Origin of the sequence: Novosphingobium aquiterrae (assembly GCF_042434435.1) — a bacterium.
In the GTDB taxonomy this organism is placed as follows: Bacteria; Pseudomonadota; Alphaproteobacteria; order Sphingomonadales; family Sphingomonadaceae; genus Novosphingobium; species Novosphingobium aquiterrae.
In genome coordinates this window covers 199,650-225,918 of sequence record NZ_JBHLTL010000004.1, presented here as the reverse complement: position 1 = coordinate 225,918, position 26,269 = coordinate 199,650, and the positions used below count along the sequence as shown (strand labels likewise).

Below are 26,269 nucleotides of genomic sequence, written 5' to 3'. Positions count from 1 at the left end.
TGCTTCCCCCGCGGCTAAGCGCGGGTTCGGCAAGGCCTTAGTCCGCGCGCTGGATTCTTGCGTCGCTATACCCGGCGGCCCTGGCCTTCGCCAGCGCCGGTCCGGCCTTGTCCTCAGCGACAAAAGGCTCGCTGCGCACTCGCCACAGTTTGCCCGATTGAACCACGGTCGCTCCGGCCTTTTTGGCGGCGGCATCGGCGTTCGCCTTGCTGGCGAAAGTACCGATCTGGACATACCAGGTGCCCTTGGCAGCGACCTTGGGTTCGACGGGCTTGGGCGTTGCGGCGGGCTTGATGTCGGTTTTAGACGATGCCGAATCCGGTTTTCCGGTGACCGCAGGCTTAGGCGCCGACTTTGCCGGCTTTGCCGGTGCTTTGGGCGGTTTGTTCGGAGTAACGGCAGGAGCCGGCGATGCTGCGGCTTCGGGCACCGGAGCGGGCGGCGGCGTCACGACACCCATCTGCTGATCAAGCTTGCGCTGCAGCACGACAAGCAGTGACTTGGGCGTATCCATCCGGGCCGGTGCCTGCTGGCCGCTGCGCAGCATGGCGCGTTCGACCTCGGGCGGATTGACCCGGCGCACCCGCACCGCGTTGCGGGTCGATCCCGCCATGCCAAGCTGCGCGAACGCGCCCGGCGATAGTTCGACCAACTGCGATCCCGTCATCGGACCGCGCCGCTCCATCCGCACCAGGACCGTCTTGCCGGATTCAAGCGAGGTCACTTCGACATAGCTGGGCAGCGGCAAGGTCCGGTGCGAACCGGACACGCCCGATCCGCCTTCGGCCGAAATCCCGGCAAAGCCGACGGCATCATAGTTCATTGTATCGGCCGGGGTATAGGTCACCCCGTCGACCGAGAACTGCGGCCCCAACACCATCGGATAGTCGGCCGAAGGACCATTGGCCAGGGGCGCGGGCACATCCCTGACGGAGGCGCCTCCCCCGCAGGCGGTCACAAGGATCAGTGCCGCAAGCGGCAGACTACGGTTAACGGGCAATCTCATCTGCAAGCAACCCCACGGAAAGTGCGTAGTAGTTCGAGCAGTTATACTGGAGGATAACCCTGTAATTCCCGGTTAACAGGAAAGCGCCATTTCCCGGACCGTCGGGTTCAAACAGGACGGCCAAAGTCGAATCGCCGATTGCCGTCTGCGGCGTGATACCCAAACCGCGCCACTCGCCAACGGTCTTCCACACCGAATGACGGGCATGAACCCGCGGGCAGGACGGAGCGCTGAGCCGCGACGTCAGCAGCGACCGGTCGAGCGCAGCGGGCACCGATGCCTTTACGCCCCAAGGTTCGCCGCGCCGCCAACCGGCGTCGCTGAAATAGTTGGCGATGGATGCCAGGGTATCGGCGCGATCATTCCAGATATCCGCGTCGCCATCGCCGTCGCCGTCGCGAGCGACCCGCAGATAGACCGAGGGAAGGAACTGCGGATTGCCAAAGGCACCGGCCCAGCTGCCGACCAGGCGCTGGCGCGGCACCCCGCGATCGACCATCTTGAGCAGCGCGACGAATTCGCTGGCGAACAGATCACGGCGGCGCCCTTCATAGGCCAGCGTGGCGAGCGAGCGGGCCAGATCGAAGTCGCCCTTGTAGCTGCCATAATTGGTTTCGTGCCCCCAGATCGCCACGATCACCTTGCCCGGCACACCATATTGCGCCTCGATCCGCGGCAGCAGTGCTGCGCTGTCGCGCAAAGTGCGCTGGCCGCCGGAAATCCGCGCGGCGTCGACATGGTCGCGGTAGTAGGGCCAAAAGGCCGGCGGCGAACCCGGCGTCGATCCGGGTTGAGCCTGATCGAGCGCAATGACCCGCGGGTTAAACGTAAGCCCGCTGATCATCTGGTTGATCGTTGCTTCGCTCACCCCCTCGCCCCGGGCCCGCGCGGCAAGCAATTGCAGATAGCCGTCAAAGCTTTGCTCGGATTGCGGCTCGACCTGGGCTTCGGCAGGGATGCCCGGCGCAGAAAATGCAGCGAGCACGGCAGCAACGGGAACGGTCAGGCGGAGGAGGCGCAACAACTTCATTGCGCTGGGTTTCGCACAGGCCGCTGCAGATGAAAACCGCTAAGGGCGTGACAATCGCCAAGTCACGCGCTAGCGGGCGCGATTAGAGGACAGGTGGCCGAGTGGTTTAAGGCAGCGGTCTTGAAAACCGCCGTGGGTGCAAGCTCACCGTGGGTTCGAATCCCACCCTGTCCGCCAGGCAATTTCAATCCGGCGGGGTAAACCTTGCCGCGATCCGCTTGATCCCCTCGATCGTCCCGGCAAAGAACAGCCCGCCCAGCACAGTGGTCAGCAGCAATTGGACCCAGTTGACGTGCAGCTGCACCAGCGGCGCGGCTGCGAGGGTGACGAACAGCATCGTGGCGTTGTTGACGATCATCGGCGCAAGTTTCGTGATGTCGAGATAAAGCCCCAGAAGAAGCGCTCCGAGTGCCAGGGCGATCCCCAGCCCGCCCATATGCGCAGGCCCGTAGACCAGGAACCAGGCGATGCCGATTCCCGTCACCGATCCGATCAGGGCGGCGGGAAACCGGGCAATTTCTAGCTGGCCATTGTTGGCCCAGAACCACAGCAGCATGAAGCCGCCGACCAGCGCGGTGTCGGCGACGAAATTGAGCGCGATCGCCATATAGGCGACCAGTAGCACCACGACTATGAGCAGAATGACCAAGCCGGCAAGCGGTCCGGGCGCTGGCACCACTTCGGGCGCTGTCGACGTATCTTCCATGATGTTCCCCTCCACGGGCCTTTGCGGCCGTTGACGGGAATAGATACCATACCGCGCGTTCGATCCAGCAGTTTCTTAACCGCGTGGTTAAGTTCGGAACCTAGAAGTGTAGTGCACGCCCGTAAGCTGCCAGCACGCTTTCATGCATCATTTCGGACAGGGTCGGGTGCGGGAAGACCGTGTTCATCAGTTCTGCTTCCGTGGTCTCCAGCGTCTTGCCCACGACATAGCCCTGGATCAGCTCGGTCACTTCGGCGCCGATCATGTGCGCGCCCAGCAGTTCCCCGGTTTTGGCGTCGAACACGGTCTTGATGAAGCCCTCGGCCTCGCCCAGCGCGATTGCCTTGCCGTTGCCGATGAACGGGAATGTACCCGCCTTGACCTCGTAACCCGCTTCCTTGGCCTTCGCCTCGGTCAGGCCGACGCTGGCAATCTGCGGATGGCAATAGGTGCAGCCGGGGATGTTGGCCTTGTCCATGGCGTGCGGGTGGACATCCTTGTTGCCCAGCGCCTGGGCAATGGCCTCGGCCGCTATCACGCCTTCGTGGCTGGCCTTGTGCGCCAGCCACGGCCCGGGGGTGACGTCGCCGATCGCCCACACGCCCGCCACATTGGTGCGGCCCATGCCGTCGATCGCGATGATCCCGCGCTCGGCCTTCACGCCCAGTGCTTCAAGTCCGATATTCTCGGTGTTGGGGGCGATCCCGACCGCGACGATGACATGGCTGAAATCGCCGTCGACCACCTTGCCGTCCTTGCACTTGATCTTCGCCTTGACCCCGGTCTTGCCGACATCGAGGCTTTCGACCCCGGCCCCGGTCAGGATCGTCATGCCCTGCTTCTTCAGCGCCTTTTCGAGGAAGGCGGAGACATCGGCATCTTCGACCGGGACGATCCGGTCCATCATCTCGACCACGGTCACTTCGGCGCCCATGTCGTTGTAGAAGCTGGCGAATTCGATCCCGATCGCGCCCGAGCCGATGACCAGCAGTTTGCTCGGCATTTCCTTCGGCGTCATCGCGTGGCGATAGGTCCACACCCGGTTGCCATCGGCCTTGGCGAAGGGCAGGTCGCGCGCCCGTGCGCCGGTGGCGACGATGATGTGCTTGGCGGTCAGGGTCTCGGCCCCCTTCTCGCCGGTCACTTCCAGCTTGCCGCCGCCTTTCAGAACGCCGGTGCCCATGTGGACGGCGATCTTGTTCTTCTTCATCAGGTGCGTGACGCCCTGGTTGAGCTGCTTGGCCACCCCGCGGCTACGCGCGACCACGGCGTTGAGGTCGGCGCTGATCTTTTCCGCGGCCAGGCCGTAATCCTTGGCGTGGCTCATGTAGTGATAGATCTCGGCTGAGCGCAGCAGGGCCTTGGTCGGGATGCACCCCCAGTTGAGGCAGATCCCGCCGAGCAGCTCGCGCTCGACAATCGCGACCTTCAGTCCCAGTTGGCTCGCGCGGATCGCCGCGACATAGCCGCCAGGGCCGGAACCGAGCACGATGAGGTCGTATTGGTCTGCCATTTTCAATCAGCTCCATCGAGTGCGCGCGGACGGTCGTTCTCGTCCAGCAGCACGAATTTGAATTGTCCCCTGGCGACTTCGGTCAGCGCTTCGCCGTTGCGCTCCCGGCCCTCGCCGCGGGCAGCGACAGTCAGCGATGTGCGGCCGGTGGCAATGACTTCGGCATAGACCGACAGCTCGTCCCCCACGGCCATGGTACCGGGAAAGGTGAAGTCGCTGGCATGGACCACCACGGCCTTGCTCCGTCCGATCCGCGAAGCCAGCGATCCCGCACCGAGCGCCAGCTGGCTCATCAGCCAGCCGCCGAACACCCCGCCATAAGGGTTGAGGTCGGTCGGCATGGCCGTCGCGCGAATGACGAGGCTTTCGGCCATGACGGCCTCAGGCCACCAGCCCCAGCGGCGCCTCGACCAGGTCCTTGAACGCCTGCATCAGCTGCGCCCCGTCGGCGCCGTCGATGGCGCGGTGGTCGAAGCTGCCGGTGGCGGACATGACCGTGGCGACGGCGAGCGCGTCTTCGACGATGTAGGGCCGCTTCTCGCCCGCGCCGACTGCCATGATCATCGCCTGGGGCGGGTTAATCACCGCTTCGAACTGCTTGATCCCGAACATACCGAGGTTGGAGAGGCTGGCGGTGCCGCCCTGGTATTCGTGCGGCATCAGCTTGCCCTCGCGCGCCTTGTCGGCCAGCGCCTTCATCTCGGTGCTGATCTGGGCGACGCCCTTGCTGGCGGCATCGAGGATGATCGGGGTGATCAGGCCCGAAGGCGCGGCGACCGCGACCGAGACGTCGGCGCGGCTGTATTTGCGCAGTTCGTCCCCGGCAAAGCTGACATTGCACTTCGGCACGCGCAGCAGCGCCTTGCCCAGCGCCTTGATCAGCAGGTCGTTGACCGACAGCTTGACCCCATCAGGCTCAAGCGCCTTGTTGAGCTCGCCGCGCAGCTTGAGCAGGGCATCGAGCCGGACGTCGACCGTCAGGTAGATGTGGGGGATGGTCTGCTTGGCTTCGGTCAGGCGGCGAGCGATGGTCTTGCGGACATTGTTGAGCTTTTCGGCTTCGTAGGGAATGCCGAAATCGGGGACCGGCGCGCTGGCTGCGGGCGCCGAAGCGACAGGAGCAACGGAAGCCGAGCCCGGTTGCGCGCCCTCGACATCGGCCTTGACGATCCGGCCATTCGGGCCGCTGCCCTTCACACTCTTGAGGTCGACGCCCTTCTGCTCGGCAATCCGTTTGGCAAGGGGGGACGCGACGATACGGTCGCCACTGGCCATCGCTGGCTTCACCGGAGCCGAGGCTGGCGGGGCCGCGGAAGGCTTGGTCTCAGCCACGGATTCCGCCTTGGGTGCCGGAGCGGCCGCCTTCGCAGCAGGCGCCGCACTGGCATCCTCATCCTCGCCGGCGATCGTGGCGATGACCGTGCCGACCTTCACGCCCTCGCTGCCCTCGGCAACAGTAATCGATGTAATTACCCCTTCGTCGACCGCTTCGAATTCCATCGTCGCCTTGTCAGTCTCGATCTCGGCCATGATGTCGCCCGATGAAACCGTGTCGCCAACCTTGACCAGCCACTTGGCCAGCGTGCCCTCCTCCATGGTGGGGGACAGGGCGGGCATCTTGATTTCGATCGGCATGGGCGGAATCCGGTCCTCTTGCGGGCGCTGGCAATGCACCGTCATTGGCCAAAATGTCGCCGTTCGGCAAGGTGCTTGCGCAGAATACGTTTGTATCGGATAGGTCGCGACAAGCGGGGGAAGCATGCGGGTTTATCTGGTCATCATGGACGAAACCGACGAGGCGAGCACCGCGCTGCACTTTGCCGCGCGCCGTGCCGCGCGGACCGGCGGGCAGGTCCATCTGCTGGCCCTGGTCCCGCGCCAGCCCTTCGTCGCTTTCGGCAGCATCCAGGCGACGATCGAGGAAGAGGCTCGCGCCCGGGCCGAGGCGCTGGTCACCACTGCGGCGGGCAGCCTGCTCAGCGAAGGCGGGCAGATGCCGGCGATTGCGGTCAAGACCGGCAATGGCGAACAGGTGATCCGCGAGTACCTGGCCGAACATCCCGAGGTGTCGGCGCTGGTGCTGGGCGCGGCCGGAGGAGGCGGGCCCGGCCCATTGGTGTCGCACTTCACCGCCATGGCCGGGCACCTGCCCTGCCCGCTCTACGTTATCCCTGGCGGACTGACCGACGGCGATCTCGACCGTTTGGGCTAACGCTTCTTGCCCTGATGGCGAATGTTGCCGGGGCGGCCGCGCTTGCCGGCCAAGTGCGCGCCCTTCTTCTTGAGCGGTAACGGGCGTCCGCGCGGTTCGATCCGTGAACCGCTGCCGCCTTCGGGCTCGAACTTCAGCGCACCGGTCAGCGGATTGGCCTCGGCCAGCTTGAGCCGCATCAGCTGCCCCCGCGCATAGCGGGTGCGGCTGCGCTCGCCTTCCAGCACCTGGGCTTTCTCATCGTAAAAGAATCGCTCGTCGCCCAGCACCGAGACCGGGACCAGTCCGTCCCCGCCCAGCTCGATGATCGTGGCGAACAGGCCGAAGCGCTGCACCCCGGTGACGCGGGTATCGAAGACCTCGCCCACCCGCTTGGACAGCCAGGCGGCGACATAACGGTCGATGGTCTCGCGCTCGGCCTCCATCGCGCGGCGCTCGGCGGCGCTGATAGCTTCGCTGACCCGGGTCAGGTTCTCGCGGTCGCGATCTGACAGCCCTGAGGCGGGCGGAAGGTCGCCTTTTGGCCTCGGTTGCTCCAGCGCAAAGCCATCGACCAGCGCGCGGTGCACCAGCAGGTCGGCATAGCGCCGGATCGGCGAGGTGAAGTGGGCATAGCTGCCCAGCGCCAGTCCGAAATGCCCGGCATTGCGCGGCCCGTAATAGGCCTGGGTTTGGCTACGCAGCACCGCCTCCATGATCAGCGCTTTCTCGCTCTCGTCGCTGACGTCCTTGAGCAGGCGATTGAACAGCGTCGGGGTGATCACCTGGCCCAGCGCGATCTTACGCTCGAAGGTGGCGAGATAGTCCTTGAGCGCGACCAGCTTTTCACGTCTCGGCGGCTCGTGGATGCGGTAGACCACCGGCGCGACCTTGCTTTCCAGCGCCTTGGCTGCGGCGACATTGGCAGCGATCATGAAATCCTCGACCACACGGTGCGCATCGAGCCGCTCGCGCAGGGCGATCTGCTCGATCTTGCCTGCCTCGTTCAGCACCACGCGGCGTTCGGGCAGTTCCAGCGCCAGTGGATCGCGGTCGCTGCGTGCCTTCTCCAGCGCGCGCCAGGCCTGCCACAGGTCGATGAGATTCTTGCCAGCCGCGCCTTCATCGATACGACGCTGCGCCTCTTCATAGGCAATGACTTCGTCGATCTGGACGATCGCTCGGGTAAAGCGCCAGCCGGTGATCTTGCCACTCGCTGCAATCTCCAGATGGCAGGCCATGGCCGCGCGCGGCTCGCCCGCCCGCAGCGAGCAGACATCGGCGCTCAGCACTTCGGGCAGCATCGGCACCACCCGGTCGGGGAAATAGACCGAATTTCCGCGCTTGCGGGCTTCGCGGTCTAGCGCGCCGCCAGGCCGGACGTAGTAGCTGACATCGGCAATCGCGACGACCGCGCGAAAACCGCCTTCGCCGTCGGGTTCGGCCCAGATCGCATCGTCGTGATCGCGGGCATCGCTGGGGTCGATCGCGACGATCGGCAGGTGACGCAGGTCTTCGCGCGCGTCGGCGCTGACCGGCAGCCTTGCCGCCAGTTCGGCCTCCGCCACCGTTTCCGGATGGAACGCGAAGGGAATGCCGTGCTTGTGGATCGCGATCAGGCTGAATGCCTTGGGCGCAAGCGGATCGCCGAGGATTTCGGTGACTTTCACCCCCGAGCGCGGTGATTTGCCCGCGGGCTCCGCCAGAACAAGCTGCCCGGCTTCGGCCCCGCCCAGATCGGAAATCGGCGTCGCATTGCGCTCGCGCTTGTCGACCGGGGCCAGCCAGCCCTTCCCCGCCTTGTCGATCTCGACCACGCCCATTACCTGATCGGCCAGGGTGGGCAGCTTCTTCATCGGATGGGCGATCCACCCGGTGGCGGTTTCCTCGGTCCGGGCGAGCACGCGGTCGCCCTTGCGCAGGGCCGCGCCGCGCGCACCCTTCTCGCGGATCCGCAAGCGCGGCGGCGGCGTGGCATCGTCGGGCGTCCAGCTGTCCGGCACTGCAACGGCCTCGCCATCTTCTATGTCGACCACCCGCAGCACGGTGACCTTGGCAACCCCGCCCATTCGGTGAAAGGCGGTGCGGTTGCCGTCGATCAGCCCTTCTTCGGCCATATCCTTGAGCAGCGCCTTGAGGGCGATCTTCTCCTGGCCTTTGAGGCCGAAAGCGCGGGCGATCTCGCGCTTGCCAGCGGGCTCGGCGCTGGCGGCGATGAAGTCGAGGACCTGCTTGCGGGTGGGAAGACCTGGCTGAGGGCGCTGCGCCTTGGCCAAGTCAGTAGGCCCGCGCGACGTAGATGCGTTCGACTGCAGGCTCGCCAGTGAACGGGCAGATACCGGTTACTGGCGCACCGTCCAGCGGAGTGTTGCGGATCGTCAGCTTGAGCGCCTTGAGCTTTTGCACCACGCCCTCGAGCGCCGCGCCGGTCGGGCGCGACCAGGCCAGTTCGGCCCAGCCGGGATAGCGGTTGGTTTCGGCAAAGAAGGCCTCCAGCCCGGCCATGTCGGTGATCCCGCGCTCGATCTGGGCATCGCGGCGCTGCGTCGCTTCGGCATGAAGCGATTGCTGCACGTCTTCCAACTCGGCAGCGGCCTGGCTGAGGAACAGGTCGCGGCTCTGGGCAATGAAATTGACCTTGCCATCCGGGCGCCACAGTCGGTCGCGGCGGACCACAGAGACCTGCCCGCCGGCTGCATCGCGCCCGCCGATCTCGAGGATCAGCGGCACGCCCTTCTTGACCCATGCCCAGCGCTTTTGCGTCGCCTTGCCGGCGCGCTTGTCGAGAAGGACGCGGATAGGCTCGCCAAGTGTGTTCTGCGCTGCCAGCGCGTTGCGCAGGTCTTCGCAATAGGCCAGCAGCGCGGCGTCCCCGTCATCCTCGCGCAGCATCGGCAGGATGACGATCTGCTGCGGTGCAACCTTGGGCGGCACGCGCAACCCGTCATCGTCGCCGTGGACCATGATCAGTCCGCCGATCATCCGGGTCGAAACCCCCCAGCTGGTGGTGTGGCACAGCGTCTGCTGGCCGTCCCGGTCCTGATAGCGGATACCCGCCGCCTCGGCGAAGCCGGTCCCCAGATAATGCGAAGTGCCGGCCTGTAGCGCCTTGCCGTCCTGCATCATCGCTTCGATCGAATACGTCGCAACCGCGCCTGGGAAGCGCTCGTTCTCGGGCTTTTCACCGACGATTACCGGCAGGGCAAGGTCGTCTTCGGCGACCTCGCGATACATCTCGAGCGCGCGCAGCGTCTCGGCCATGGCATCGGCCTTGTCGGCGTGGGCGGTATGCCCTTCCTGCCACAGGAACTCGCTGGTGCGCAGGAACATCCGGGTGCGCATTTCCCAGCGGACGACGTTGGCCCACTGGTTGGTCAGCAGCGGCAGATCGCGCCACGACTGGATCCAACGCGCCATCGCCTTGCCGATCACCGTTTCCGAAGTCGGGCGGACGATCAACGGCTCTTCCAGCTTGGCCTCGGGATCGGGGATCAGCCCGCCCTTGCCGTCCTGGATCAGGCGGTGATGGGTGACCACCGCCATTTCCTTGGCAAAGCCCTCGACGTGCTCGGCTTCTTCGGCAAAATAGCTCAGCGGAATGAACAGCGGGAAATAGCAGTTGTCGACGCCGGCGGCCTTGATCCGCGCGTCCATCAGCTTCTGGATGCGTTCCCAGATGCCGTAACCCCACGGCTTGATTACCATGCAACCGCGCACGCCGCTTTCTTCGGCCATTTCGGCTTCGGAAATGACGTCCTGGTACCAGGCGGCGAAATCGGCTTCGCGGGTGACGTTGAGGGCGTGGCGAATGACGGGCGGTTGACTCATGCCGCGCCGTTAGCGGTTTATCGTCCGCGGTTCAAACCCTGCGGCGGGTAGTTACTTGCCCAGCTTGTCGAGCTTGTCCTGCATCGCGGCCATCTGGGCACGCAGCGCGGCAATCTCGTCATCACGGTCCGATGCCTTTGCAGGCGCTTTGTCTTCGGCCAGGCCCGGCACAAAGGCCGAAGCTGCGGCCTTGAACATCGCCAGGTTCTGTTGCGCCAGCTTGGCCAGCGGATTGGCGCCCAGGCTGGCCTCGAACGCATCGCGCAGCTTGGCCTGGTTGGACCGGAAATTCTCCATCGACGCTTCAAGATAATGCGGCACCAGGCTCTGCATCGAATTGCCATACATCCCGATCAGCTGGCGCAGGAAGTTTACGGGGAGCATCTGCTCGCCGCCGGCGCTTTCTTCTTCCATGATGATCTGGGTCAGGATCGAATGGGTGATATCGGTGCCGGTTTTGGCGTCCAGCACCTTGAAGTCGATCCCTTCGCGGGTCAGCTTGGCCAGGTGATCCAGCGTGATGTAGCTTGACGACTTGGTGTTGTAGAGCCGCCGGTTGGCGTACTTCTTGATGATGACGGTATCGCCGCTGGCTTCGCTCATCAGATGTCCCCTGCGGACCCGAACGCCGCTTTCCGTAACGTTAGCACTTGCAGCAACGGCATTGCAACAAAACCTTGCTGCGCAGCATCACCGCGCAAAACGGCGGCCGAGGCCGGTCAGCAGTTCATATTGGGACAGGCCGGTCAGCTGTGCCGAGCGCGGCAGATCATAGACCACCTCGACCCAGTCGCCCTCGCCCAGGTCTGGCGCAGTGCTTAGGTCGATCACGGTCATGTCCATCGAGACGCGGCCCAGTACCGGCAGATCGTGCCCGTGACCGCGCATCGCACCCTTGCCCGACCAGCAGCGCAGGTAGCCATCGGCATAGCCCAGGCTCACAACGCCGACCCGCATCGCGCGGGACGCAGTGAAGGTGGCGTTGTAGCCGACGCTGTCCCCAGGGGCGAGACCGCGGACCTGGATCAGTGCCGCCTCGGGCATGGCGACCTGGGCAAGCTTTCCCTCAAGCGCGGCGCAGGGAACGCCGCCATAGAGGGCTATGCCGGGGCGGGTAAGATCACCGTGATAGTCCGGGCCCAGTGCAATACCCGCGCTGTTCGCCAAGCTGGCACGGCGGTGCGCGATGTGCCTGCGCGCTTCCTGCCATCGCGCCAGCTGCACTGCATTGAGCGGCGAATCCTCGTCGGCAGAGGCAAGGTGCGATAGCAGCACATCGATCTGCAAGTGCGCAATCAGCGGATCACCCAGCGCAGCCATCGGCAGTCCCAAACGGTTGATCCCGGTGTCGACCATGAGGTCGCACAGTCCGCCGCCTGCCTCGATCCAGCGCTGCGCCTGAGATAGCGAATTGATTACCGGCCGCACGCCAAGATCGCGGGCATAGTGGGCATCGCGAGGCGTCAGCGGGCCGTGCAGCACGGCAACGCTGGCCGGCGGCACCCGCGCCGCGACTGGCGCAGCCTCACACCAATGCGCGACGAAGAAATCGCGGCATCCGGCTTGCCACAGCGTCGGTACCGTCGCCGCCACGCCAAGGCCATAGGCATCGGCCTTGACCGCAGCGCCGGCTGCGGCCGTGCCGGACAGTCCGTCAAGCGCGCGCCAGTTGGTGGCCAGTGCATCGCGGTCGATCGTCAGCCGCAACGCGGCGGGGGGCGGTTCAGGCGGCATCGTCACCATAGTCGCGCGGCGCACCGCCTTTGAGTCCCCATGCCGCGACCACGAAGGCCATCAGCACGACGAACCAGGTGTACCACAATCCGTTGTAGGGATTGCCGGTCTTGGCCACGATATAGGCCGAGATGAACGGCAGGAAGCCGCCGAAATAGCCCGTTCCGATGTGGTAGGGGATCGACATCGAGGAATAACGAATCCGCGGCGGGAACATCTCCGCCAGCAGGGCAGCGACCGGGCCGTAGGTTGCCCCCGACAGCGCCATCATGACCAGCAATGCAAACCCGATGATCAGGCTGTCCTGCAGCGTTGGCTTGACCTTGGCCAGGTCATAGCCCGATGGGGCAAGCAGCGCCTGGAGCTGCTTGCCCCGCGCAGCCTTGTCGTCCCAGAGATAGTCCGCCAGCGGCAGCTCACGCCCGGAAACGTTGATCCGCGCGTCGCCATAGGCGTCACCGCTGACCGAATAAGGCACACCCAGGGCGGACAGATCGCCAAGCAGCTTGCCGCACTGCGTCTGCTGTTCGCTGGCAAAGGGACTGAACGTGCAATCGGTGCCCGATACGATCACCGGCGCGCGCGCGGCTGCCGCCGTCAGGCCGGGGTTGGCGTGGGCGCCCATCAGCCAGAACGCCGGGAACATCGCCAGAAGCGTCAGGGCATAGCCCCAGACGATCGGCTTCTTGCGCCCGAGCCGGTCCGACAGATGGCCGAACCACAGGTAGAAACCCATCCCCAGCGCCGCCGAAATCCCGACGATGATCTGCGCCCGGGTATCCTCGACCCGCATTGCCGTGGTCAGGAACGACAGCCCGGTGAACATCGCTGTGTACCAGATCACCGTCAGGCCCGCAGCGATGCCGAACAATGCGATGAACAGCCGCCGCTTGTTACCAGGGTAGGTAAAGCTTTCGACAAACGGGTTGCCGGCCAGCTCACCCTCGTCGCGCATGGCCTGGAATACCGGGCTTTCGGAAAGCTTGAGCCGCATCCACAGCGAGATCGCCAGCAGCGCCAGGCTCAACAGGAAGGGCATGCGCCAGCCCCATGCTTGCCAGACCTCGGCGCTCATCAGGCCCTTGCAGGCCAGCACGACGATCAGGCTGAGCACGAAACCGCCGACCACGCTGGCTTGGATATAGCTGGTGAAATAGCCGCGGCGCGCTGGCGGTGAATGCTCAGAGACATAGACCGCAGCGCCGCCGTATTCGCCGCCCAGGGCCAGGCCTTGCAGGATGCGCAGCAGGATCACTAGCGCCGGTGCGGCGAGCCCGATGCTTGACGCCGAGGGGATCAGTCCGACCCCGGCGGTGGCAATGCCCATCAGGGTCACCGTGACCAGGAACGTGTATTTGCGCCCCAACCGGTCACCCAGGAATCCGAACAGAACCGCACCAAGCGGGCGGAAGCCGAACCCGACGGCAAAGACCAGCCAGAACAGCAGCGTCGCCAGTGTCGGGTTGTCGGAAGGGAAAAACGCCTTGGTCAGGATCGCCCCAAGTGCACCGTAGATGAAGAAATCATACCACTCGAACACCGTGCCCATCGACGATGCCGCGATAACCAGGCGCATGTCGCTGGTACTGGGCTGGACATCTGGGTGCCGGGCCGGTTCGGTCATGCAAATTCTCCCATCCCTCAATCGAACAGCCTGCGCTCTAACCGGGCGTGGCCTCGCTGGAAAGCGCGTCCAGGGCGGCCTTCCACGGCAAAAGCATTGCGCCGTGACGACCGGGGAAATTCCGTGCCGCGGCGATCTGTTCGAGCATGGGCCAGGCGGGCAATGCAGCAGCACCCGCGAGCCAGGCCTCAAGGTCGCACAGCGATGCGGTAATTTCTGCCTTGCTGCGTCCGCTTGCATGGCTGGCGAAAATCGCGGCCGCCGCCTGCCCGATCGCGCAAGCATGCGTGCTCAGCCCGATTGCCGCGACGGCGCCGTCTACAACAGCCAGGTCCATGTTCAGGCTCGATCCGCAAGCAATGGAGCGTGCCGAACCATGCAGCGGCAGATCCGGACGCGCCGGGAATTGCGCGAGCGACGTTGCCAGGGCGAGGACCTGCGGCGTGTAAAGCGCCGTCGTCGATGCCGTCATGTCAGTTCTGCTTGTGCTTTTTCGAGGCTTTCTTGGCAGCCACTTCCTTGGCGTCGGCATCCAGCGCCTGCTGGCGGCGCTCAGCCAGGATTTCCACCATTTCACGGCTGGCGGCATCCATGAAGGGATAGGACCGCGACTGGCTGATCCAGTCGGGCCGGCCATTGGCACCCCAGACCGTGTCATAACCCAGTACCAGCACCGAGAAAGCCATGACCGCGATCAGCACGCCCTTGATCGTGCCGAAACCGAAACCAAGGACCCGGTCGATCGGACCCAGCACCGATTCCCGGCTGGCCGCGCCAAGCCGTGCCGCCAGCAATTTGACGATCGCATAGGGGATCAGAAGCAGGATCGCGAAGGCCAGTACGGCGGCCCCGGATTCGGTTCCGACACGCGGCGCAAGCCACTCGGTCATCGGTGTGTGCAGCGAATGGATGGCGAAGACCGAGAGCACCCAGGCAGCCAGCGTCAGGACTTCCTGCACGAATCCGCGCAAGAAGCCAGTGATGGCGCCCAGGCCGACCAGCAGCAGGACAGCGATGTCAAAACCCGTCATAAGCGCCGGAAACTATGCGCCGCCCATGATCCGGTCAACGAGATTTGGCAGCATGGTCAGGCCATAAAGGCGCGCTTCGTCGCTTTTTGCCGTGACGTCGCCCGGACCATAGGCATTGCGGAAGCCCAGTTTGGCCGCTTCGCGCAGGCGGACACCGGCGTGCGCGACGTTGCGAATCTCGCCCGCCAGCGACACTTCGCCGAACCACACCGCGTCCGCACCCAGCGGCTTGTCGGCCAGGGCTGAGACCAGCGCGGCCGCGACTGCAAGGTCGGCGGCAGGATCGGCCAGACGGTAACCACCTGCAACATTGAGATAAACTTCTGCCGTGGAGAAATTCAGGCCGCAGCGCGCTTCCAGCACGGCCAGCAGCATGGCGAGCCGCCCGCTGTCCCAGCCAACCACCGCGCGGCGCGGGGTTGCGCCGCTGGCCAGGCGCACGATAAGCGCCTGGATTTCGACCAGCACCGGCCGCGTGCCCTCAATCGCCGGAAACACGGCGCTGCCCGCCACTGGCTGATCGCGACCGGAAAGAAACAGCAGCGACGGGTTGCCGACTTCGGCCAGCCCTGCGCCCTCCATGGCAAACACGCCGATTTCATCCACCGGGCCGAAGCGGTTCTTGATCGAGCGCAGGATGCGGTACTGGTGGCTGCGCTCCCCCTCGAAGCTCATCACCACGTCGACCATGTGCTCCAGCACGCGCGGTCCGGCGATACTGCCGTCCTTGGTGACATGCCCGACCAGGACCAGCGCGACGCCGTTCTCCTTGGCATAGCGGATCAGTTCGAAGGCCGAGGCGCGGACCTGGCTGACCGTACCGGGCGCGCCTTCGATCTGGTCGGAATGCATGGTCTGGATCGAATCGATCACCAGCAGCGCCGGCGGCGCCATCCCCGACAACGTCGTCAGGATATCGCGCACCGATGTTGCCGCGGCCAGGGCAATCGGCGCACCGGCCAGTCCCAGCCGATCGGCGCGCAAGCGTACCTGCCCCGCCGCTTCCTCGCCGCTGATGTAGACTGCACTGCCCCCGCCCTGCGCGATCCGCGCCGCAGCCTGGAGCAGCAGGGTCGACTTGCCGATCCCCGGATCGCCGCCCATCAGCACTGCCGACCCCGGCACCAGCCCGCCCCCCAGCGCGCGGTCGAACTCGGCCAGTCCGGTCGAGCGGCGCTGCAGCACCTGGCCCGGCGCGTCGAGCGCTTCGAACGCGATCGGCCGCCCGCCCGACGACAGATCGTGCTTGATCGAAAATACGGTCGCCGGCGCTTCCTCGGCCAGTGTGTTCCATTCGCCGCAATCGGCGCATTGCCCCTGCCAGCGGGTCGCGACGCTGCCGCAAGCCTGGCAAATATGGCGGCGTTTCGGTTTGGCCATGGGCGCATTCCTAATTGGAACGTAATGAGAACGCAATTGCCTTGGCGCAGAAGGCGTGGAATGAGGATGCCATGAGGCAGAAAGAGCTCCGCATTGCCCTGGTCTGCTATGGCGGGGTCAGCCTGGCCATTTACATGCACGGCGTGACCAAGGAGCTGTGGAAGCTGGCTCGGGCAAGTCGTGCCTTTCATGGCGGAGTGGCTGCTCCGGGCGGGGAGGAAGCGGTCTATCTGGCGCTGCTCGAACATATCGAAAAGCGCCACAAGTTGCGCCTGCGGGTGCTGCCGGACATCCTTGCCGGGGCCAGCGCGGGCGGGATCAATGCCATCTTCCTGGCCCAGGCGCTGCATTCCGGGCAAAGCCTTGAGCCGCTCACCGACCTGTGGCTTGGCCGCGCCGACGTCGATGTGCTGATCGATCCCGACGCCCGGCCGTGGTCGCGGATCAGCAAGTTCTGGGCGATGCCGCTGGTCTATTGGCTGCTCAAGCGACCCGGCAATGTGGTCAGCGCCAGTGTTGCGCCTGAAACGCGGACCGAAGTGCGCAGCAAGCTGTCGCGCCTGATCCGTTCGCGCTGGTTCGAGCCGCCGTTCAGCGGGATCGGCTTTTCGCGCCTGTTGTGCGAGGCGTTCACCGCGATGCGTGACGGCCCAACCGATGCACCGCTGTTGCCGCCGGGTCATCCGATCGACCTGTTTGTCACCGCGACCGACTTCAAGGGTCACGCCGAAATGCTGCGGCTCAACAGCCCCGCGCAAGTGGAGGAAAGCGAGCACCGCCTGTCGATCGGCTTTCGCTCGCTTACCCCCGAAGCGGCGGGTCAGCCGCTGGCCTTTCCGCTTGAGCTGGTCTTCGCAGCCCGGGCCACGGCCAGCTTCCCCGGCGCCTTCCCGGCGCTGCAGCTGGCCGAGATCGACGAACTGGCCGCCAGCCACGAACATGGCTGGCCCAGTCGAACCGCGTTCGTCGAGCGGGTCATGCCCGAACACAGCCATCGCGGCGATGCCGAGGCGGTGGCGCTGATCGATGGATCGGTCCTGGTCAATGCGCCCTTTGCCGAAGCGATGGCCGCCCTGCCCGGCCGCCCCGCCCAGCGCGAAGTTGACCGGCGTTTCGTCTATGTTGATCCCCATCCTGACCAGATCGGCGGCATGTCGCGCAGCGATCCCCGGCCGCCGGGGTTCTTTTCGGTGATTTTCGGGTCGCTGTCGTCGATCCCGCGCGAGCAGCCGGTACGCGACAACCTTGAGGCGATTGCCCAAAGTTCGCGCGATCGGGCCCAGCTCAAGCAGATCGTCGATAATCTGCGGCCCGAGGTCGAGAAGGCGGTAGAGAAGCTGTTCGGCCGCACCCTGTTTTTTGACCGGCCAACCGTGGCGCGATTGACCGGTTGGCGCGCCAAGGCGCAGCAGGCCGCTGCCGAGCGCGCCGGTTATGCGTTCCAGGCCTATGGCCAGGTCAAGCTGACCGGGATCATCCAGACCCTGGCGGACGCCATTACCAAGGCCGCGCCAGAACTTGAGCATGCCCATGGCGACAATCTGGTCGAGTTCCTGACTCGACATCTGGCCGAACGTGGCCTCGATCACATCGGCGGGGCGCGCGGCGGCGCAAGCGACGATGCCGTCGCGTTTTTCCGCGATCACGACCTGGGCTTCCGCATCCGCCGCCTGCGCCTGCTGGCGCGGCGCTTGTCCGAGGAATGGGACGATGCCGCCGCCGACAGCCCCGACGCGCGGCAAAAGGCACGCGACGTCGTCTATCGCGCCCTCTCGCTCTATTTCGACCGCGAAGGCGCTCACGCCTTTGGCACTGATTTTCCCGTCGTGGCACGGCGGGTCTATGGCGATCCGCAAGAGGTTTTGCAGATCATGGCCAATCGCCGGCAATTGCCTGCGACGGATCTGGTGGTCGATGCCCTGCTTGTGGAAGGCATCGCAGATCTGCCGCGCGAACTGCGCCGGCGGATCCTGCTGACCTACCTGGGCTTCCCCTTCTATGACACGGTAACCTTGCCGTTGCTGCGCGGCGACGGAGCAAGCGAATTCGAACCGGCCAAGGTTGATCGCATATCGCCCGACGATTGCAGCGCGATCCGCAGCGGTGGCACACGCGCTACGCTTCGCGGGGTGGAGTTCTACAACTTCGGTGCATTCTTCAGCCGGGTCTACCGCGAGAACGACTATCTATGGGGTCGCCTGCATGGCGCGGAGCGGATGATCGACATCCTCGTCTCCGCCCTGCCCCGCGGCGTGGTGCTAGGGGCAGACGAGATCACCGCGTTCAAGCGCGACGCGTTTCTGGCGGTGCTCGACGAGGAGCAAGGTCGGCTCAAGGCCGATCCCGAATTGATCCCGGGGTTGCGCCGCGAAATCGAGGTCGCCGGTCCGGCCAAGCTCGCTTAGCGCGCTTCGAGAACCATGTTGAACGGCCCTTCGGTGGCGCGGCGAACCTGGTCGAAACCGCCGCTGCGGATCACTTGCGCGAGCCTCGCCTCGCCGGCCTGTGCGCCCAGCGCGGTGCCGACTTCCTGATCGAGCGAGGTAGGCACGCAGATCATGGTCGAGGCGTTGTAGTAGAGCCGTCCGACTGGATTCATGTTGGCGGCGGGACTGTCCCCGGCGATCGGTTCGACCACCATCCACGTGCCTTCCGGCTTGAGGATCCTGCGCATGTGTGATGCGCACCCGGCGGGATCGCCCATATCGTGCAGGCAATCGAACATCGTTATCAGGTCGAAGCCGTCTTCGGCGATATCCTTGGCCGTCGCCACTTCGAATCGCACCCGTTCGCCCAGGCCGTGATCGGCAGCGTGGCGGCGCGCCTCGAGAACCGAGGGTTCGTGAAAATCGAAGCCGACGAAACTTGACGCAGGATAAGCTTCGGCCATGAGCATGGTGGAGAAGCCGACACCGCAGCCGACATCGGCCACCTTGGCACCAGCACGCAGCCGTTCGCTCATGCCGTCCAGCGCCGGGATCCAGTTCTGGGCGATGTTATTGACATAGCCTGGGCGGAAAAACGCCCCGGTCGCGCAGAACAGGCAGCCGGCGTGATCGCCCCAGCGCACTCCGCGGCCATTTCGGAAGCATTCCTCGACCTTGGCCTCGGCCTCGATCATCGCAGCGATCAACTCGAACGCGCCGCGCAGATAGACCGGACTGTCTTCGACGCAAAACACCATCGCCTGCTCGGGCGAGATCGAGAAGGTGTCCTGGCCCGAATCGTAGTCGATGAAGCCGTTGGCAGTCTGTGCCAGCGCCCATTCGCGGACGTAGCGCTCGTGCAGATTGCCGGCCCGCGCCGCCAGTTCGGCCGCGCTGGCCGGACCTTGGGCAAGAGCATCGAACAAGCCGAGTCTAAAGCCCACGCGGGCAGTCGGAACGCTCATCGCTCCGCCGAGGTCGCCAAGCATTTTACCAACGAATTCATGCAAGCGAGATTCGTTCAGCCCTTGTGCCATGCTGCTTCTCCCAGGTTGTCGTGCGACCCGGTGAATACGCGTTATGAAATCAGAATATCACAAGCGTGGAGCGTGTGCACCGCCCAGTGGCACAATCGTCGCTGTCGACCCAGAATTTGCCCTGCTGGATCAGGCCTTGAACGCTTCCTTGATCCGGTCGAAGAAGCCCTTCGACTGCGGACATTCGTCTCCGGTCTCGGTTTCCTGCAACTGCTGCAGCAATTCCTTCTGCCGGGCCGAGAGTCTGGTTGGTGTCTCGACCATGATCTCGGCAACCAGATCGCCCCGACCACGGCCTTGCAGTACCGGCATGCCCTCGCCGCGCTTGCGCAGCTGTTTGCCGGTCTGGATGCCGGCCGGGATGTCCAGAGGGATGCTCTTGCCGTCCAGGCCGGGGATATCGATCGTTCCGCCCAGCGCCGCAGTTGTGAAAGTGATCGGCACGCGAGTGACCAGGTTGGTCCCGTCACGTTCGAACACGCCGTGGCGGCGAATGTGGATGAAGATGTAAAGATCGCCAGGAGGCGCGCCAAACGGACCGGCCTCGCCCTTGCCAGCCAGGCGGATGCGGGTACCGGTGTCGACACCCGGGGGAATGTTGACGTCCAGCGTCTGCGGCTGGTCGACCCGGCCTTCCCCGCGGCACGAGCGGCACGGCTTCTCGATCACCTCGCCACGGCCGTGACAGGTCGGGCAGGTCCGCTCGACCATGAAAAAGCCTTGCTGGGCGCGGACCTGGCCATGCCCGCCGCACAGGTTGCAACGCCGCGTGCCTGTGCCGGGTTCAGAGCCCGAACCATCGCAAGGCTCGCACTTGGCGGCGACTTCGATCTCGATCTGCGCCGCCTTGCCGTGGAAGGCTTCGTCGAGACCGATCTCGAGATCGTAACGCAGGTCCGCACCGCGCCGCGCCTGTTGCCGACCGCCGCCGCCAAAGGCGCTGCCGAAGATCGTTTCGAAGATGTCGCCGATGTCGGAAAAGCCGCCACCCATCCCGCCGGGACCGCCGCCGCCGCTCATGCCCTGCTTGAAGGCTTCGTGGCCAAAGCGGTCATAGGCCGCGCGCTTCTGCGGATCCTTCAGGCATTCGTAGGCTTCGCTGATCGCCTTGAAGCGATGCTCGGCTTCGGCATCGCCGGGGTTCTTGTCCGGGTGCCAGCGCATCGCGAGGCGGCGGTATGACGACTTGATCGTCCCGTCGTCCGCCGTCCGTTCACACTCGAGCAGTTCGTAGTAGTCGGCTTCTACCGCCATGATATCGTCCCTACCCCGAACCCGTCATTCCTGCCGTGGCAGAAATGACGGGGGGAGATCACAGCTTCATCAGCCCTTGTTGTTCTCGTCGACTTCCGAGAACTCGGCATCGACCACCTCTTCGCCGCCTTCGGCCGGCGCATCGCCGCCCGGAGCAGCCGCAGCGGCCTGTTCCTTCTCGTAGATCACCTGGCCCATTTTCATGGCCTTTTCGGTCAGGGCCTGGGTCTTGGCGGTCATTGCCTCGCTGTCGCCGCTTTCGATCGCGGTCTTGGCTTCGGCAATCGCGGCCTCGATCTCGGACTTCAGATCCGCGTCGAGCTTGTCGCCGTGTTCGGCCAGCTGCTGCTCGGTTGCGTGGACCAGGCTGTCGGCGTTGTTCTTGGCTTCCGCCGCCTCACGCCGCTTCTTGTCCTCTTCGGCGAACTTTTCCGCATCCTTGACCATCTGGTCGATGTCGGCGTCCGAAAGCCCGCCCGAAGCCTGGATCTTGATCTGCTGTTCCTTGCCGGTGCCCTTATCCTTGGCATGGACGTTGACGATGCCGTTGGCGTCGATGTCGAAAGTCACCTCGATCTGCGGCACCCCGCGGCGCGCCGGGGGAATTCCAACCAGGTCAAACTGGCCGAGCATCTTGTTGTCCGCGGCCATCTCGCGCTCACCCTGGAACACGCGGATCGTCACCGCCTGCTGGTTGTCCTCGGCGGTCGAATAGACCTGGCTTTTTTTAGTCGGGATCGTCGTGTTGCGGTCGATCATCCGGGTGAACACGCCGCCCAGCGTCTCGATGCCCAGCGACAGCGGGGTCACGTCGAGCAGCAGCACGTCCTTGACGTCGCCCTGCAGCACGCCGGCCTGGATCGCCGCGCCCATGGCGACGACTTCATCGGGATTGACGCCGGTGTGCGGTTCCTTGCCGAAGAACTCCTTCACCACTTCACGCACGCGCGGCATGCGGGTCATCCCGCCGACCAGCACGACGTCGTCGATGTCGGACGCCTTGAGGCCGGCATCGGCCAAGGCCTTCTTCATCGGCTCCTTGGTCCGTTCGATCAGGGTCGCGACCATCTTTTCCAGATCGGCGCGGGTGATCGTTTCGACCAGGTGCAGCGGCGTGGTGGTGCCGCCTTCCATGCGGGCGGTGATGAAGGGCAGGTTGATTTCGGTCGAAGCCGTGCTCGACAGCTCGATCTTGGCCTTTTCCGCCGCTTCCTTGAGGCGCTGCAGCGCGAGCTTGTCGGTGCGGAGGTCCATGCCCTCCTTCTTCTTGAACTGGTCGGCCAGCCATTCGACCACCTGGGTGTCGAAATCTTCACCGCCCAGGAAGGTGTCGCCGTTGGTGCTCTTCACCTCGAACACGCCGTCGCCGATCTCGAGGATCGAGACGTCGAAGGTGCCGCCGCCAAGGTCATAGACCGCGATGGTCTTGCCGTCGTTCTTTTCCAGGCCATAGGCCAGCGCCGCAGCAGTCGGCTCGTTGATGATGCGCAGCACTTCGAGGCCCGCGATCTGCCCGGCGTCCTTGGTTGCCTGGCGCTGGGCGTCGTTGAAATAGGCGGGCACGGTGATCACTGCCTGGGTGACGGTTTCGCCGAGGTACGATTCGGCGGTTTCCTTCATCTTCTGAAGGATGAACGCGCTGATCTGGCTGGGCGAATAGTCCTCGCCCCCGGCCTTGACCCAGGCGTCACCGTTCTTGCCCTTGACGATGGTATAGGGGACGAGCTCGGTGTCCTTCTTGGTCACCGGATCGTCGAAGCGGCGACCGATCAGGCGCTTCACCGCGAAAATCGTGTTGTCGCCGTTGGTTACCGCCTGGCGCTTGGCCGGCTGGCCGATCAGGCGCTCACCATCCTTGGTGAAAGCGACGATCGACGGCGTGGTGCGGGCACCTTCTGCATTTTCAATGACCTTGGGCTTGCCGCCATCCATCACCGCAACGCAGCTGTTGGTCGTGCCGAGGTCGATACCGATTACTTTAGCCATTATAACCCCATCCTTGGTAGCGTGAGTGACGCCGCATCCTTCGCTTCCCTAAGTCGGCAAAGCGCGTGGGCGGCTCCTTATCGCCGTCGATATAGGAGTGGTTTTACTTGGCACAAGGCCCGCAGCCGATTAGCGGAACCGCAGTCCCGCCATGATCCAGAAAGGAACCCGGCCCCGTGATCCCGCTTCGAACCCTTGCCGCTTCGCTCGCACTTGGCCTGGCATTGGCCGCGACCGCGGGATGCAAGCAAAACGGCGCAGCAAATGGCTCCGGCTCGGACACCGCGGCGAGCGAAGCAGCGACACCTTCGCCGCTCAGCGAGGCGCGGCTGATCCTGCCCGCCGTGCGCGGCAACCCGGCGGCGGCCTATTTCACCCTGACCAATGATACCACCGGAACCCGAGCGATTTCGGGGATCCAGATCGACGGGATCGGCAAGACCGAAGTCCACCAGACCATCGGCACGGAAATGACCCCGGTCGAACGGATCGACGTGGCCCCGGGAACCAATATCGTCTTCGAACCGGGCAAGCTCCACATCATGGCGTTCGATGTTGCCAGCACGCTCAAGCCTGGCGACACGACCAAGATAACGGTCCAGTTCGCGACCGGCGACAACATTTCGGGGCCGATGAAGGTCGAGGCGGCCGGGGCGGCGGCAATGGGCGGCATGGACCACGGGGACAGCCACTGAGCGATCCGGCGCAGTCCTGCCCTGCGGGGGGTGAGCGTCCGCTGACAGTCGGCGAGATCGCCGTGGTCCGCAGCGTGTTCGGGCGCGCAATCGACTGCGACAAGGTGACGATCCGGCGGCGGCGCTGGTTTCCGCTGCAGCCGCGCCGGGTCACCATGGCGCCGATGGGCCACCTCCACTTCCACCCGGACAGCACCAGCTATTGCGACGACTTCGCCGCGGCCGGCCTGGAATTGCAGGGCCATTTTATCCACGAAATGACCCATGTCTGGCAGACCCAGAGCAGGGGCCGATGGTACCTGCCGCTGTGCCGCCCCTTTTCAAGCCGCTACGACTATGCCCTGCTGCCGGGCGTGCCCTTGCATAAGTACGGGATCGAGCAGCAGGCGGAGATCGTTCGCCATGCCTTTCTGCTGCGCCGTGGCTGCCGCATCGCTGGCGTACCGAGCAAGGAAGCTTACCGGCTGCTTGTGGATTTCGCCGGGGCGGCGACTTGAAACGCCGCATGCGAACTAGTAACAGTTGAAACCGTCCGGGCGGCCAAACCCGCGCCCGGCCAAGAGACCACCATGAAATTGGGAGACTATGGACTATCGCGCGAGCGGGGGTACCTTGCCGCGTTCGAAATCGACGAAATCACGCTGCCCGATCAATTCGCGCCGATCATCGCAGCAGCCGAGACATTGTCGGGGCTGATCACCAGCGGACAGGTTCGCCGCTGGCTCGATCGCTTGCCCGATCCGCACATCGAAGACTGGGCGGTGACGGCTCCGGAAGAACAGGTTCGTGCCGCGATGGTGCGCTACAGCTTCCTGGTCCAGGCCTATGTCTGGGGTGAGGCCGAAGCGCCCGCGCATTTGCCGGCCAACTTGTCGCGCCCGATGGTGGCGATTGCCGACCGGCTCGGCCAGGCCCCGCTGCTGCCCTATTCGGGCTACGTGCTCGATAACTGGGCGCGGATCGACAAGGCCGCGCCGCTCGCTCTCGACAATGTCCGCATGGTCCAGAACTTTGCCGGCGGCGACGACGAGAACTGGTTCGTGCTGATCCACATCGGGATCGAACTGGAAGCCGGCGTCCTGCTCGACAACGCGGTCGCGCTGATTGCTGCAAGCGAAGCTGGCGATGCGACCACCTGCGAGCGCCTGCTCAACGAAATGCACGCCGCGTGGGAGCGAATCTACGAGATCTTCAAGCGCATGCCCGAGCGCTGTGACCCCTATGTCTATTTTCACCGGGTGCGCCCGTGGATCCACGGCTGGGCGAACAACCCCGCCTTGAACGGCGGCCTGGTTTACGAAGGAATCGCCAAATACGAAGGCAAGGCGCAGGCTCTGCGCGGCCAGACGGGGTCGCAAAGCTCGATCGTTCCGGCAATGGATGCGCTGTTCGGGGTCAAGCATTCGGACGATCCACTTAAGGCGTTTCTAGACGAACTGCACCACTATCGCCCGGTTCAGCACCGGCGTTTCATCGAGGATATCGGAGCGCGTTCGACCTTGCGGCACTTTGTCGAGCAGGCTGGATCGCAGCCGCTCAAGGATGCGTTCAACGCCAACTTGGAACAGGTCGCGCGGTTCCGTACCCGCCACCTTGAATATGCGGCGAGCTACATCAACCGTCAGGCCTCGGCCCTACCCGGCAACGATCCCGATGTCGGCACCGGCGGTACGCCGTTCATGAAATACCTGAAGAAGCATCGCGACGAAAACGCGGCACAGGTGGTTTGAGATTTACGGCGCGTTCATGTGATTGCGACAAACTGCTCTCATGAACGCGCCAACGTCCCTATTGATTCCCGAACAAATCGACATTGAGGAATTCAATCAACTCAGGTTGAAAACTCTTGACGCATTTTACACACTCGATGTCGCTCTTGAAGACTGGCTGCATGATATCGGCTCGAAATGCCCAACCGCATCGACCGGCTGCCGGATCAACGCGCTGGCAACGGCACAATTCCCCGCAAATGTCGCTTCGAAGGCTCAAGCTGATTACCTGTCGGGCCTCAATTCGGAGCTGTCGTCGGCAATCGAGGTTCGGAACCTTGTCGTGCATTCAAGAGCCAGCTTCGGATACGTAGGCGACAGGCCGACGATTTTCCTGAAACCAGTTGGGTTCAAGTTTGCCTCGAGCAATGGCTACTTGCACTTTGAGCTACAAGACATCGAGCTAGCGATCAAAGTCGCCAGCTCGGCTGCCGCGAAAATCTCCGCATGGCGCAAGCAGCGCGATGCCAAGCAAGCCTCTGCCTGATCAATCGCCCTTCTTCGCCACCGCCACCATCGCAGGACGCAGCAGCCGGTCCTTGATCATGTAGCCGGCCTGGAGTTCCTGCAGCACCGTGCCGGGCTCGGCATCGACCGAGGGGACTTCGAGCATCGCCTGGTGCTGGTTGGGATCGAGCGGCAGGCCGACAGCGGCGATTCGGCTGATGCCGTGGAGGCCGAAGACCTTGTCGATCTCGCGGCTGGTTGCCTCGATCCCGGCGACCAGGTTCTTCAGCTTGTCATCTTCGCGCAGTTCCGAAGGGATCGAATCCAGCGCGCGGGAAAGATTGTCGGACACCGACAGGATATCGCGCGCAAAGCTGGTTGCGGCATAGGTCCGTGCGTCGGCAATGTCCTTTTCAAGGCGGCGGCGCACGTTCTGGGTTTCGGCCTTGGCATAAAGCACTTCCTGCCGCGCCGCTTCCAGATCGTCGCGCAGCCGGTCGAGCGCATCGCCCAGCCTGTCGGTTTCCTGGTCCAGCAATTCGTCGGGCACGCCCGCCAGTTCGGCTTCGACCGCGGGGTCGCCCTGCGGTTTCTTGTCTTCGCTCATCGTTT

The 26,269-nt window shown here is 64.5% G+C and carries 24 protein-coding genes and 1 tRNA gene; 7 read left to right on the top strand and 18 right to left on the bottom strand.

Annotated features, from left to right (window positions below; translation table 11 throughout):
• Positions 1 to 37 precede the first annotated feature (37 nt).
• A complete protein-coding gene (locus ACFFF7_RS07050) occupies positions 38 to 922 on the bottom strand; it encodes an SPOR domain-containing protein (RefSeq protein ID WP_379480668.1) in 885 nt (294 codons plus the stop codon).
• A 67-nt stretch (positions 923 to 989) separates the two neighbouring features.
• Positions 990 to 2,036 carry a lytic murein transglycosylase gene (locus ACFFF7_RS07045; RefSeq protein WP_379480667.1) on the bottom strand — a complete coding sequence of 349 codons (1,047 nt, stop codon included), beginning with the start codon at positions 2,034 to 2,036 and terminating at the stop codon, positions 990 to 992.
• Positions 2,037 to 2,123: 87 nt separating this feature from the next.
• On the opposite strand from ACFFF7_RS07045, the gene ACFFF7_RS07040 reads away from it, so the two are divergent.
• Positions 2,124 to 2,213: transfer RNA gene (locus tag ACFFF7_RS07040), tRNA-Ser, on the top strand.
• A gap of 7 nt (positions 2,214 to 2,220) precedes the next feature.
• Here the strand turns inward: ACFFF7_RS07040 and ACFFF7_RS07035 are convergent.
• From ACFFF7_RS07035 to ACFFF7_RS07020, 4 genes are all read right to left on the bottom strand, one after another.
• Entirely contained in the window at positions 2,221 to 2,742 is a 522-nt protein-coding gene (locus ACFFF7_RS07035; protein ID WP_379480666.1) for a hypothetical protein, read from the bottom strand.
• Positions 2,743 to 2,842: 100 nt separating this feature from the next.
• Positions 2,843 to 4,255, bottom strand: coding sequence for a dihydrolipoyl dehydrogenase (gene lpdA / locus ACFFF7_RS07030; RefSeq protein ID WP_379480665.1), 1,413 nt, complete (start codon positions 4,253 to 4,255; stop codon positions 2,843 to 2,845).
• A 2-nt stretch (positions 4,256 to 4,257) separates the two neighbouring features.
• Positions 4,258 to 4,629, bottom strand: coding sequence for an acyl-CoA thioesterase (locus ACFFF7_RS07025; RefSeq protein ID WP_379480664.1), 372 nt, complete (start codon positions 4,627 to 4,629; stop codon positions 4,258 to 4,260).
• A 7-nt stretch (positions 4,630 to 4,636) separates the two neighbouring features.
• Positions 4,637 to 5,890 carry a pyruvate dehydrogenase complex dihydrolipoamide acetyltransferase gene (locus ACFFF7_RS07020; RefSeq protein ID WP_379480663.1) on the bottom strand — a complete coding sequence of 418 codons (1,254 nt, stop codon included), beginning with the start codon at positions 5,888 to 5,890 and terminating at the stop codon, positions 4,637 to 4,639.
• Positions 5,891 to 6,014: 124 nt separating this feature from the next.
• On the opposite strand from ACFFF7_RS07020, the gene ACFFF7_RS07015 reads away from it, so the two are divergent.
• Positions 6,015 to 6,467, top strand: coding sequence for a universal stress protein (locus tag ACFFF7_RS07015; RefSeq protein ID WP_379480662.1), 453 nt, complete (start codon positions 6,015 to 6,017; stop codon positions 6,465 to 6,467).
• On the opposite strand, the gene ACFFF7_RS07010 is transcribed toward ACFFF7_RS07015, so the two are convergent.
• The 8 genes from ACFFF7_RS07010 to radA form a co-directional block, all read right to left on the bottom strand.
• Positions 6,464 to 8,722, bottom strand: a complete 2,259-nt coding sequence (locus ACFFF7_RS07010; RefSeq protein WP_379480661.1) for a ribonuclease R family protein — start codon at positions 8,720 to 8,722, stop codon at positions 6,464 to 6,466. The genes ACFFF7_RS07015 and ACFFF7_RS07010 overlap by 4 nt on opposite strands.
• Before the next feature lies 1 nt (position 8,723).
• Positions 8,724 to 10,274: an aminoacyl--tRNA ligase-related protein gene (locus tag ACFFF7_RS07005; RefSeq protein ID WP_379480660.1), complete on the bottom strand. Its 1,551-nt coding sequence runs from the start codon at positions 10,272 to 10,274 to the stop codon at positions 8,724 to 8,726.
• A gap of 51 nt (positions 10,275 to 10,325) precedes the next feature.
• Positions 10,326 to 10,877 carry a polyhydroxyalkanoate synthesis repressor PhaR gene (phaR, locus tag ACFFF7_RS07000; protein WP_379480659.1) on the bottom strand — a complete coding sequence of 184 codons (552 nt, stop codon included), beginning with the start codon at positions 10,875 to 10,877 and terminating at the stop codon, positions 10,326 to 10,328.
• Positions 10,878 to 10,964: 87 nt separating this feature from the next.
• On the bottom strand, positions 10,965 to 12,008 hold the full coding sequence (locus ACFFF7_RS06995) for an alanine racemase (protein ID WP_379480938.1): 1,044 nt from the start codon (positions 12,006 to 12,008) through the stop codon (positions 10,965 to 10,967).
• On the bottom strand, positions 11,998 to 13,632 hold the full coding sequence (locus ACFFF7_RS06990) for an MFS transporter (protein WP_379480658.1): 1,635 nt from the start codon (positions 13,630 to 13,632) through the stop codon (positions 11,998 to 12,000). The genes ACFFF7_RS06995 and ACFFF7_RS06990 overlap by 11 nt, the downstream gene beginning before the upstream one ends.
• A 37-nt stretch (positions 13,633 to 13,669) precedes the next feature.
• Positions 13,670 to 14,104 (bottom strand): iron-sulfur cluster assembly scaffold protein, encoded by a 435-nt coding sequence (locus ACFFF7_RS06985; RefSeq protein ID WP_379480657.1) that lies wholly within the window; start codon positions 14,102 to 14,104, stop codon positions 13,670 to 13,672.
• A 1-nt stretch (position 14,105) separates the two neighbouring features.
• Positions 14,106 to 14,663: a CvpA family protein gene (locus tag ACFFF7_RS06980; RefSeq protein ID WP_379480656.1), complete on the bottom strand. Its 558-nt coding sequence runs from the start codon at positions 14,661 to 14,663 to the stop codon at positions 14,106 to 14,108.
• A 12-nt stretch (positions 14,664 to 14,675) separates the two neighbouring features.
• Positions 14,676 to 16,043: a DNA repair protein RadA gene (gene radA / locus ACFFF7_RS06975; RefSeq protein ID WP_379480655.1), complete on the bottom strand. Its 1,368-nt coding sequence runs from the start codon at positions 16,041 to 16,043 to the stop codon at positions 14,676 to 14,678.
• A gap of 71 nt (positions 16,044 to 16,114) precedes the next feature.
• Here radA and ACFFF7_RS06970 point away from each other — a divergent pair, with 71 nt between their 5' ends.
• A complete protein-coding gene (locus ACFFF7_RS06970) occupies positions 16,115 to 18,448 on the top strand; it encodes a patatin-like protein (protein WP_379480654.1) in 2,334 nt (777 codons plus the stop codon).
• On the opposite strand, the gene ACFFF7_RS06965 is transcribed toward ACFFF7_RS06970, so the two are convergent.
• From ACFFF7_RS06965 to dnaK, 3 genes are all read right to left on the bottom strand, one after another.
• The gene (locus tag ACFFF7_RS06965) at positions 18,445 to 19,434 is read right to left on the bottom strand and encodes a class I SAM-dependent methyltransferase (protein WP_379480653.1); all 990 of its coding nucleotides are present in this window, start codon (positions 19,432 to 19,434) and stop codon (positions 18,445 to 18,447) included. The two genes, ACFFF7_RS06970 and ACFFF7_RS06965, sit on opposite strands and share 4 nt — an antisense overlap.
• 201 nt (positions 19,435 to 19,635) lie before the next feature.
• The gene (dnaJ, locus tag ACFFF7_RS06960) at positions 19,636 to 20,760 is read right to left on the bottom strand and encodes a molecular chaperone DnaJ (RefSeq protein ID WP_379480652.1); all 1,125 of its coding nucleotides are present in this window, start codon (positions 20,758 to 20,760) and stop codon (positions 19,636 to 19,638) included.
• Positions 20,761 to 20,829: 69 nt separating this feature from the next.
• Positions 20,830 to 22,746, bottom strand: a complete 1,917-nt coding sequence (gene dnaK / locus ACFFF7_RS06955; RefSeq protein ID WP_379480651.1) for a molecular chaperone DnaK — start codon at positions 22,744 to 22,746, stop codon at positions 20,830 to 20,832.
• A gap of 176 nt (positions 22,747 to 22,922) precedes the next feature.
• Here dnaK and ACFFF7_RS06950 point away from each other — a divergent pair, with 176 nt between their 5' ends.
• From ACFFF7_RS06950 to ACFFF7_RS06935, 4 genes are all read left to right on the top strand, one after another.
• Positions 22,923 to 23,441, top strand: a complete 519-nt coding sequence (locus ACFFF7_RS06950) for a copper chaperone PCu(A)C (RefSeq protein ID WP_379480650.1) — start codon at positions 22,923 to 22,925, stop codon at positions 23,439 to 23,441.
• 74 nt (positions 23,442 to 23,515) lie between these two features.
• The gene (locus ACFFF7_RS06945; RefSeq protein ID WP_379480649.1) at positions 23,516 to 23,938 is read left to right on the top strand and encodes a vgr related protein; all 423 of its coding nucleotides are present in this window, start codon (positions 23,516 to 23,518) and stop codon (positions 23,936 to 23,938) included.
• Between the two features lie 72 nt (positions 23,939 to 24,010).
• Positions 24,011 to 25,171 carry a PrnB family protein gene (locus tag ACFFF7_RS06940; protein ID WP_379480648.1) on the top strand — a complete coding sequence of 387 codons (1,161 nt, stop codon included), beginning with the start codon at positions 24,011 to 24,013 and terminating at the stop codon, positions 25,169 to 25,171.
• 40 nt (positions 25,172 to 25,211) lie between these two features.
• On the top strand, positions 25,212 to 25,697 hold the full coding sequence (locus ACFFF7_RS06935) for a hypothetical protein (protein WP_379480647.1): 486 nt from the start codon (positions 25,212 to 25,214) through the stop codon (positions 25,695 to 25,697).
• Here the strand turns inward: ACFFF7_RS06935 and grpE are convergent, their stop codons facing one another.
• Entirely contained in the window at positions 25,698 to 26,264 is a 567-nt protein-coding gene (gene grpE, locus ACFFF7_RS06930; protein WP_379480646.1) for a nucleotide exchange factor GrpE, read from the bottom strand. It abuts the gene before it with no gap.
• Positions 26,265 to 26,269 lie beyond the last annotated feature (5 nt).

Bases quoted from the DNA above. Each gene is read 5' to 3' on its own strand.
- ACFFF7_RS07045 (WP_379480667.1), bottom strand. From the start codon at position 2,036: ATGAAGTTGTTGCGCCTCCTCCGCCTGACCGTTCCCGTTGCTGCCGTG.
- ACFFF7_RS07035 (WP_379480666.1), bottom strand. From the start codon at position 2,742: ATGGAAGATACGTCGACAGCGCCCGAAGTGGTGCCAGCGCCCGGACCG.
- lpdA (WP_379480665.1), bottom strand. From the start codon at position 4,255: ATGGCAGACCAATACGACCTCATCGTGCTCGGTTCCGGCCCTGGCGGC.
- ACFFF7_RS07025 (WP_379480664.1), bottom strand. From the start codon at position 4,629: ATGGCCGAAAGCCTCGTCATTCGCGCGACGGCCATGCCGACCGACCTC.
- ACFFF7_RS07020 (WP_379480663.1), bottom strand. From the start codon at position 5,890: ATGCCGATCGAAATCAAGATGCCCGCCCTGTCCCCCACCATGGAGGAG.
- ACFFF7_RS07015 (WP_379480662.1), top strand. From the start codon at position 6,015: ATGCGGGTTTATCTGGTCATCATGGACGAAACCGACGAGGCGAGCACC.
- ACFFF7_RS07005 (WP_379480660.1), bottom strand. From the start codon at position 10,274: ATGAGTCAACCGCCCGTCATTCGCCACGCCCTCAACGTCACCCGCGAA.
- phaR (WP_379480659.1), bottom strand. From the start codon at position 10,877: ATGAGCGAAGCCAGCGGCGATACCGTCATCATCAAGAAGTACGCCAAC.
- ACFFF7_RS06995 (WP_379480938.1), bottom strand. From the start codon at position 12,008: ATGCCGCCTGAACCGCCCCCCGCCGCGTTGCGGCTGACGATCGACCGC.
- ACFFF7_RS06990 (WP_379480658.1), bottom strand. From the start codon at position 13,632: ATGACCGAACCGGCCCGGCACCCAGATGTCCAGCCCAGTACCAGCGAC.
- ACFFF7_RS06985 (WP_379480657.1), bottom strand. From the start codon at position 14,104: ATGACGGCATCGACGACGGCGCTTTACACGCCGCAGGTCCTCGCCCTG.
- ACFFF7_RS06980 (WP_379480656.1), bottom strand. From the start codon at position 14,663: ATGACGGGTTTTGACATCGCTGTCCTGCTGCTGGTCGGCCTGGGCGCC.
- radA (WP_379480655.1), bottom strand. From the start codon at position 16,043: ATGGCCAAACCGAAACGCCGCCATATTTGCCAGGCTTGCGGCAGCGTC.
- ACFFF7_RS06970 (WP_379480654.1), top strand. From the start codon at position 16,115: ATGAGGCAGAAAGAGCTCCGCATTGCCCTGGTCTGCTATGGCGGGGTC.
- ACFFF7_RS06965 (WP_379480653.1), bottom strand. From the start codon at position 19,434: ATGAGCGTTCCGACTGCCCGCGTGGGCTTTAGACTCGGCTTGTTCGAT.
- dnaJ (WP_379480652.1), bottom strand. From the start codon at position 20,760: ATGGCGGTAGAAGCCGACTACTACGAACTGCTCGAGTGTGAACGGACG.
- dnaK (WP_379480651.1), bottom strand. From the start codon at position 22,746: ATGGCTAAAGTAATCGGTATCGACCTCGGCACGACCAACAGCTGCGTT.
- ACFFF7_RS06940 (WP_379480648.1), top strand. From the start codon at position 24,011: ATGAAATTGGGAGACTATGGACTATCGCGCGAGCGGGGGTACCTTGCC.
- ACFFF7_RS06935 (WP_379480647.1), top strand. From the start codon at position 25,212: ATGAACGCGCCAACGTCCCTATTGATTCCCGAACAAATCGACATTGAG.
- grpE (WP_379480646.1), bottom strand. From the start codon at position 26,264: ATGAGCGAAGACAAGAAACCGCAGGGCGACCCCGCGGTCGAAGCCGAA.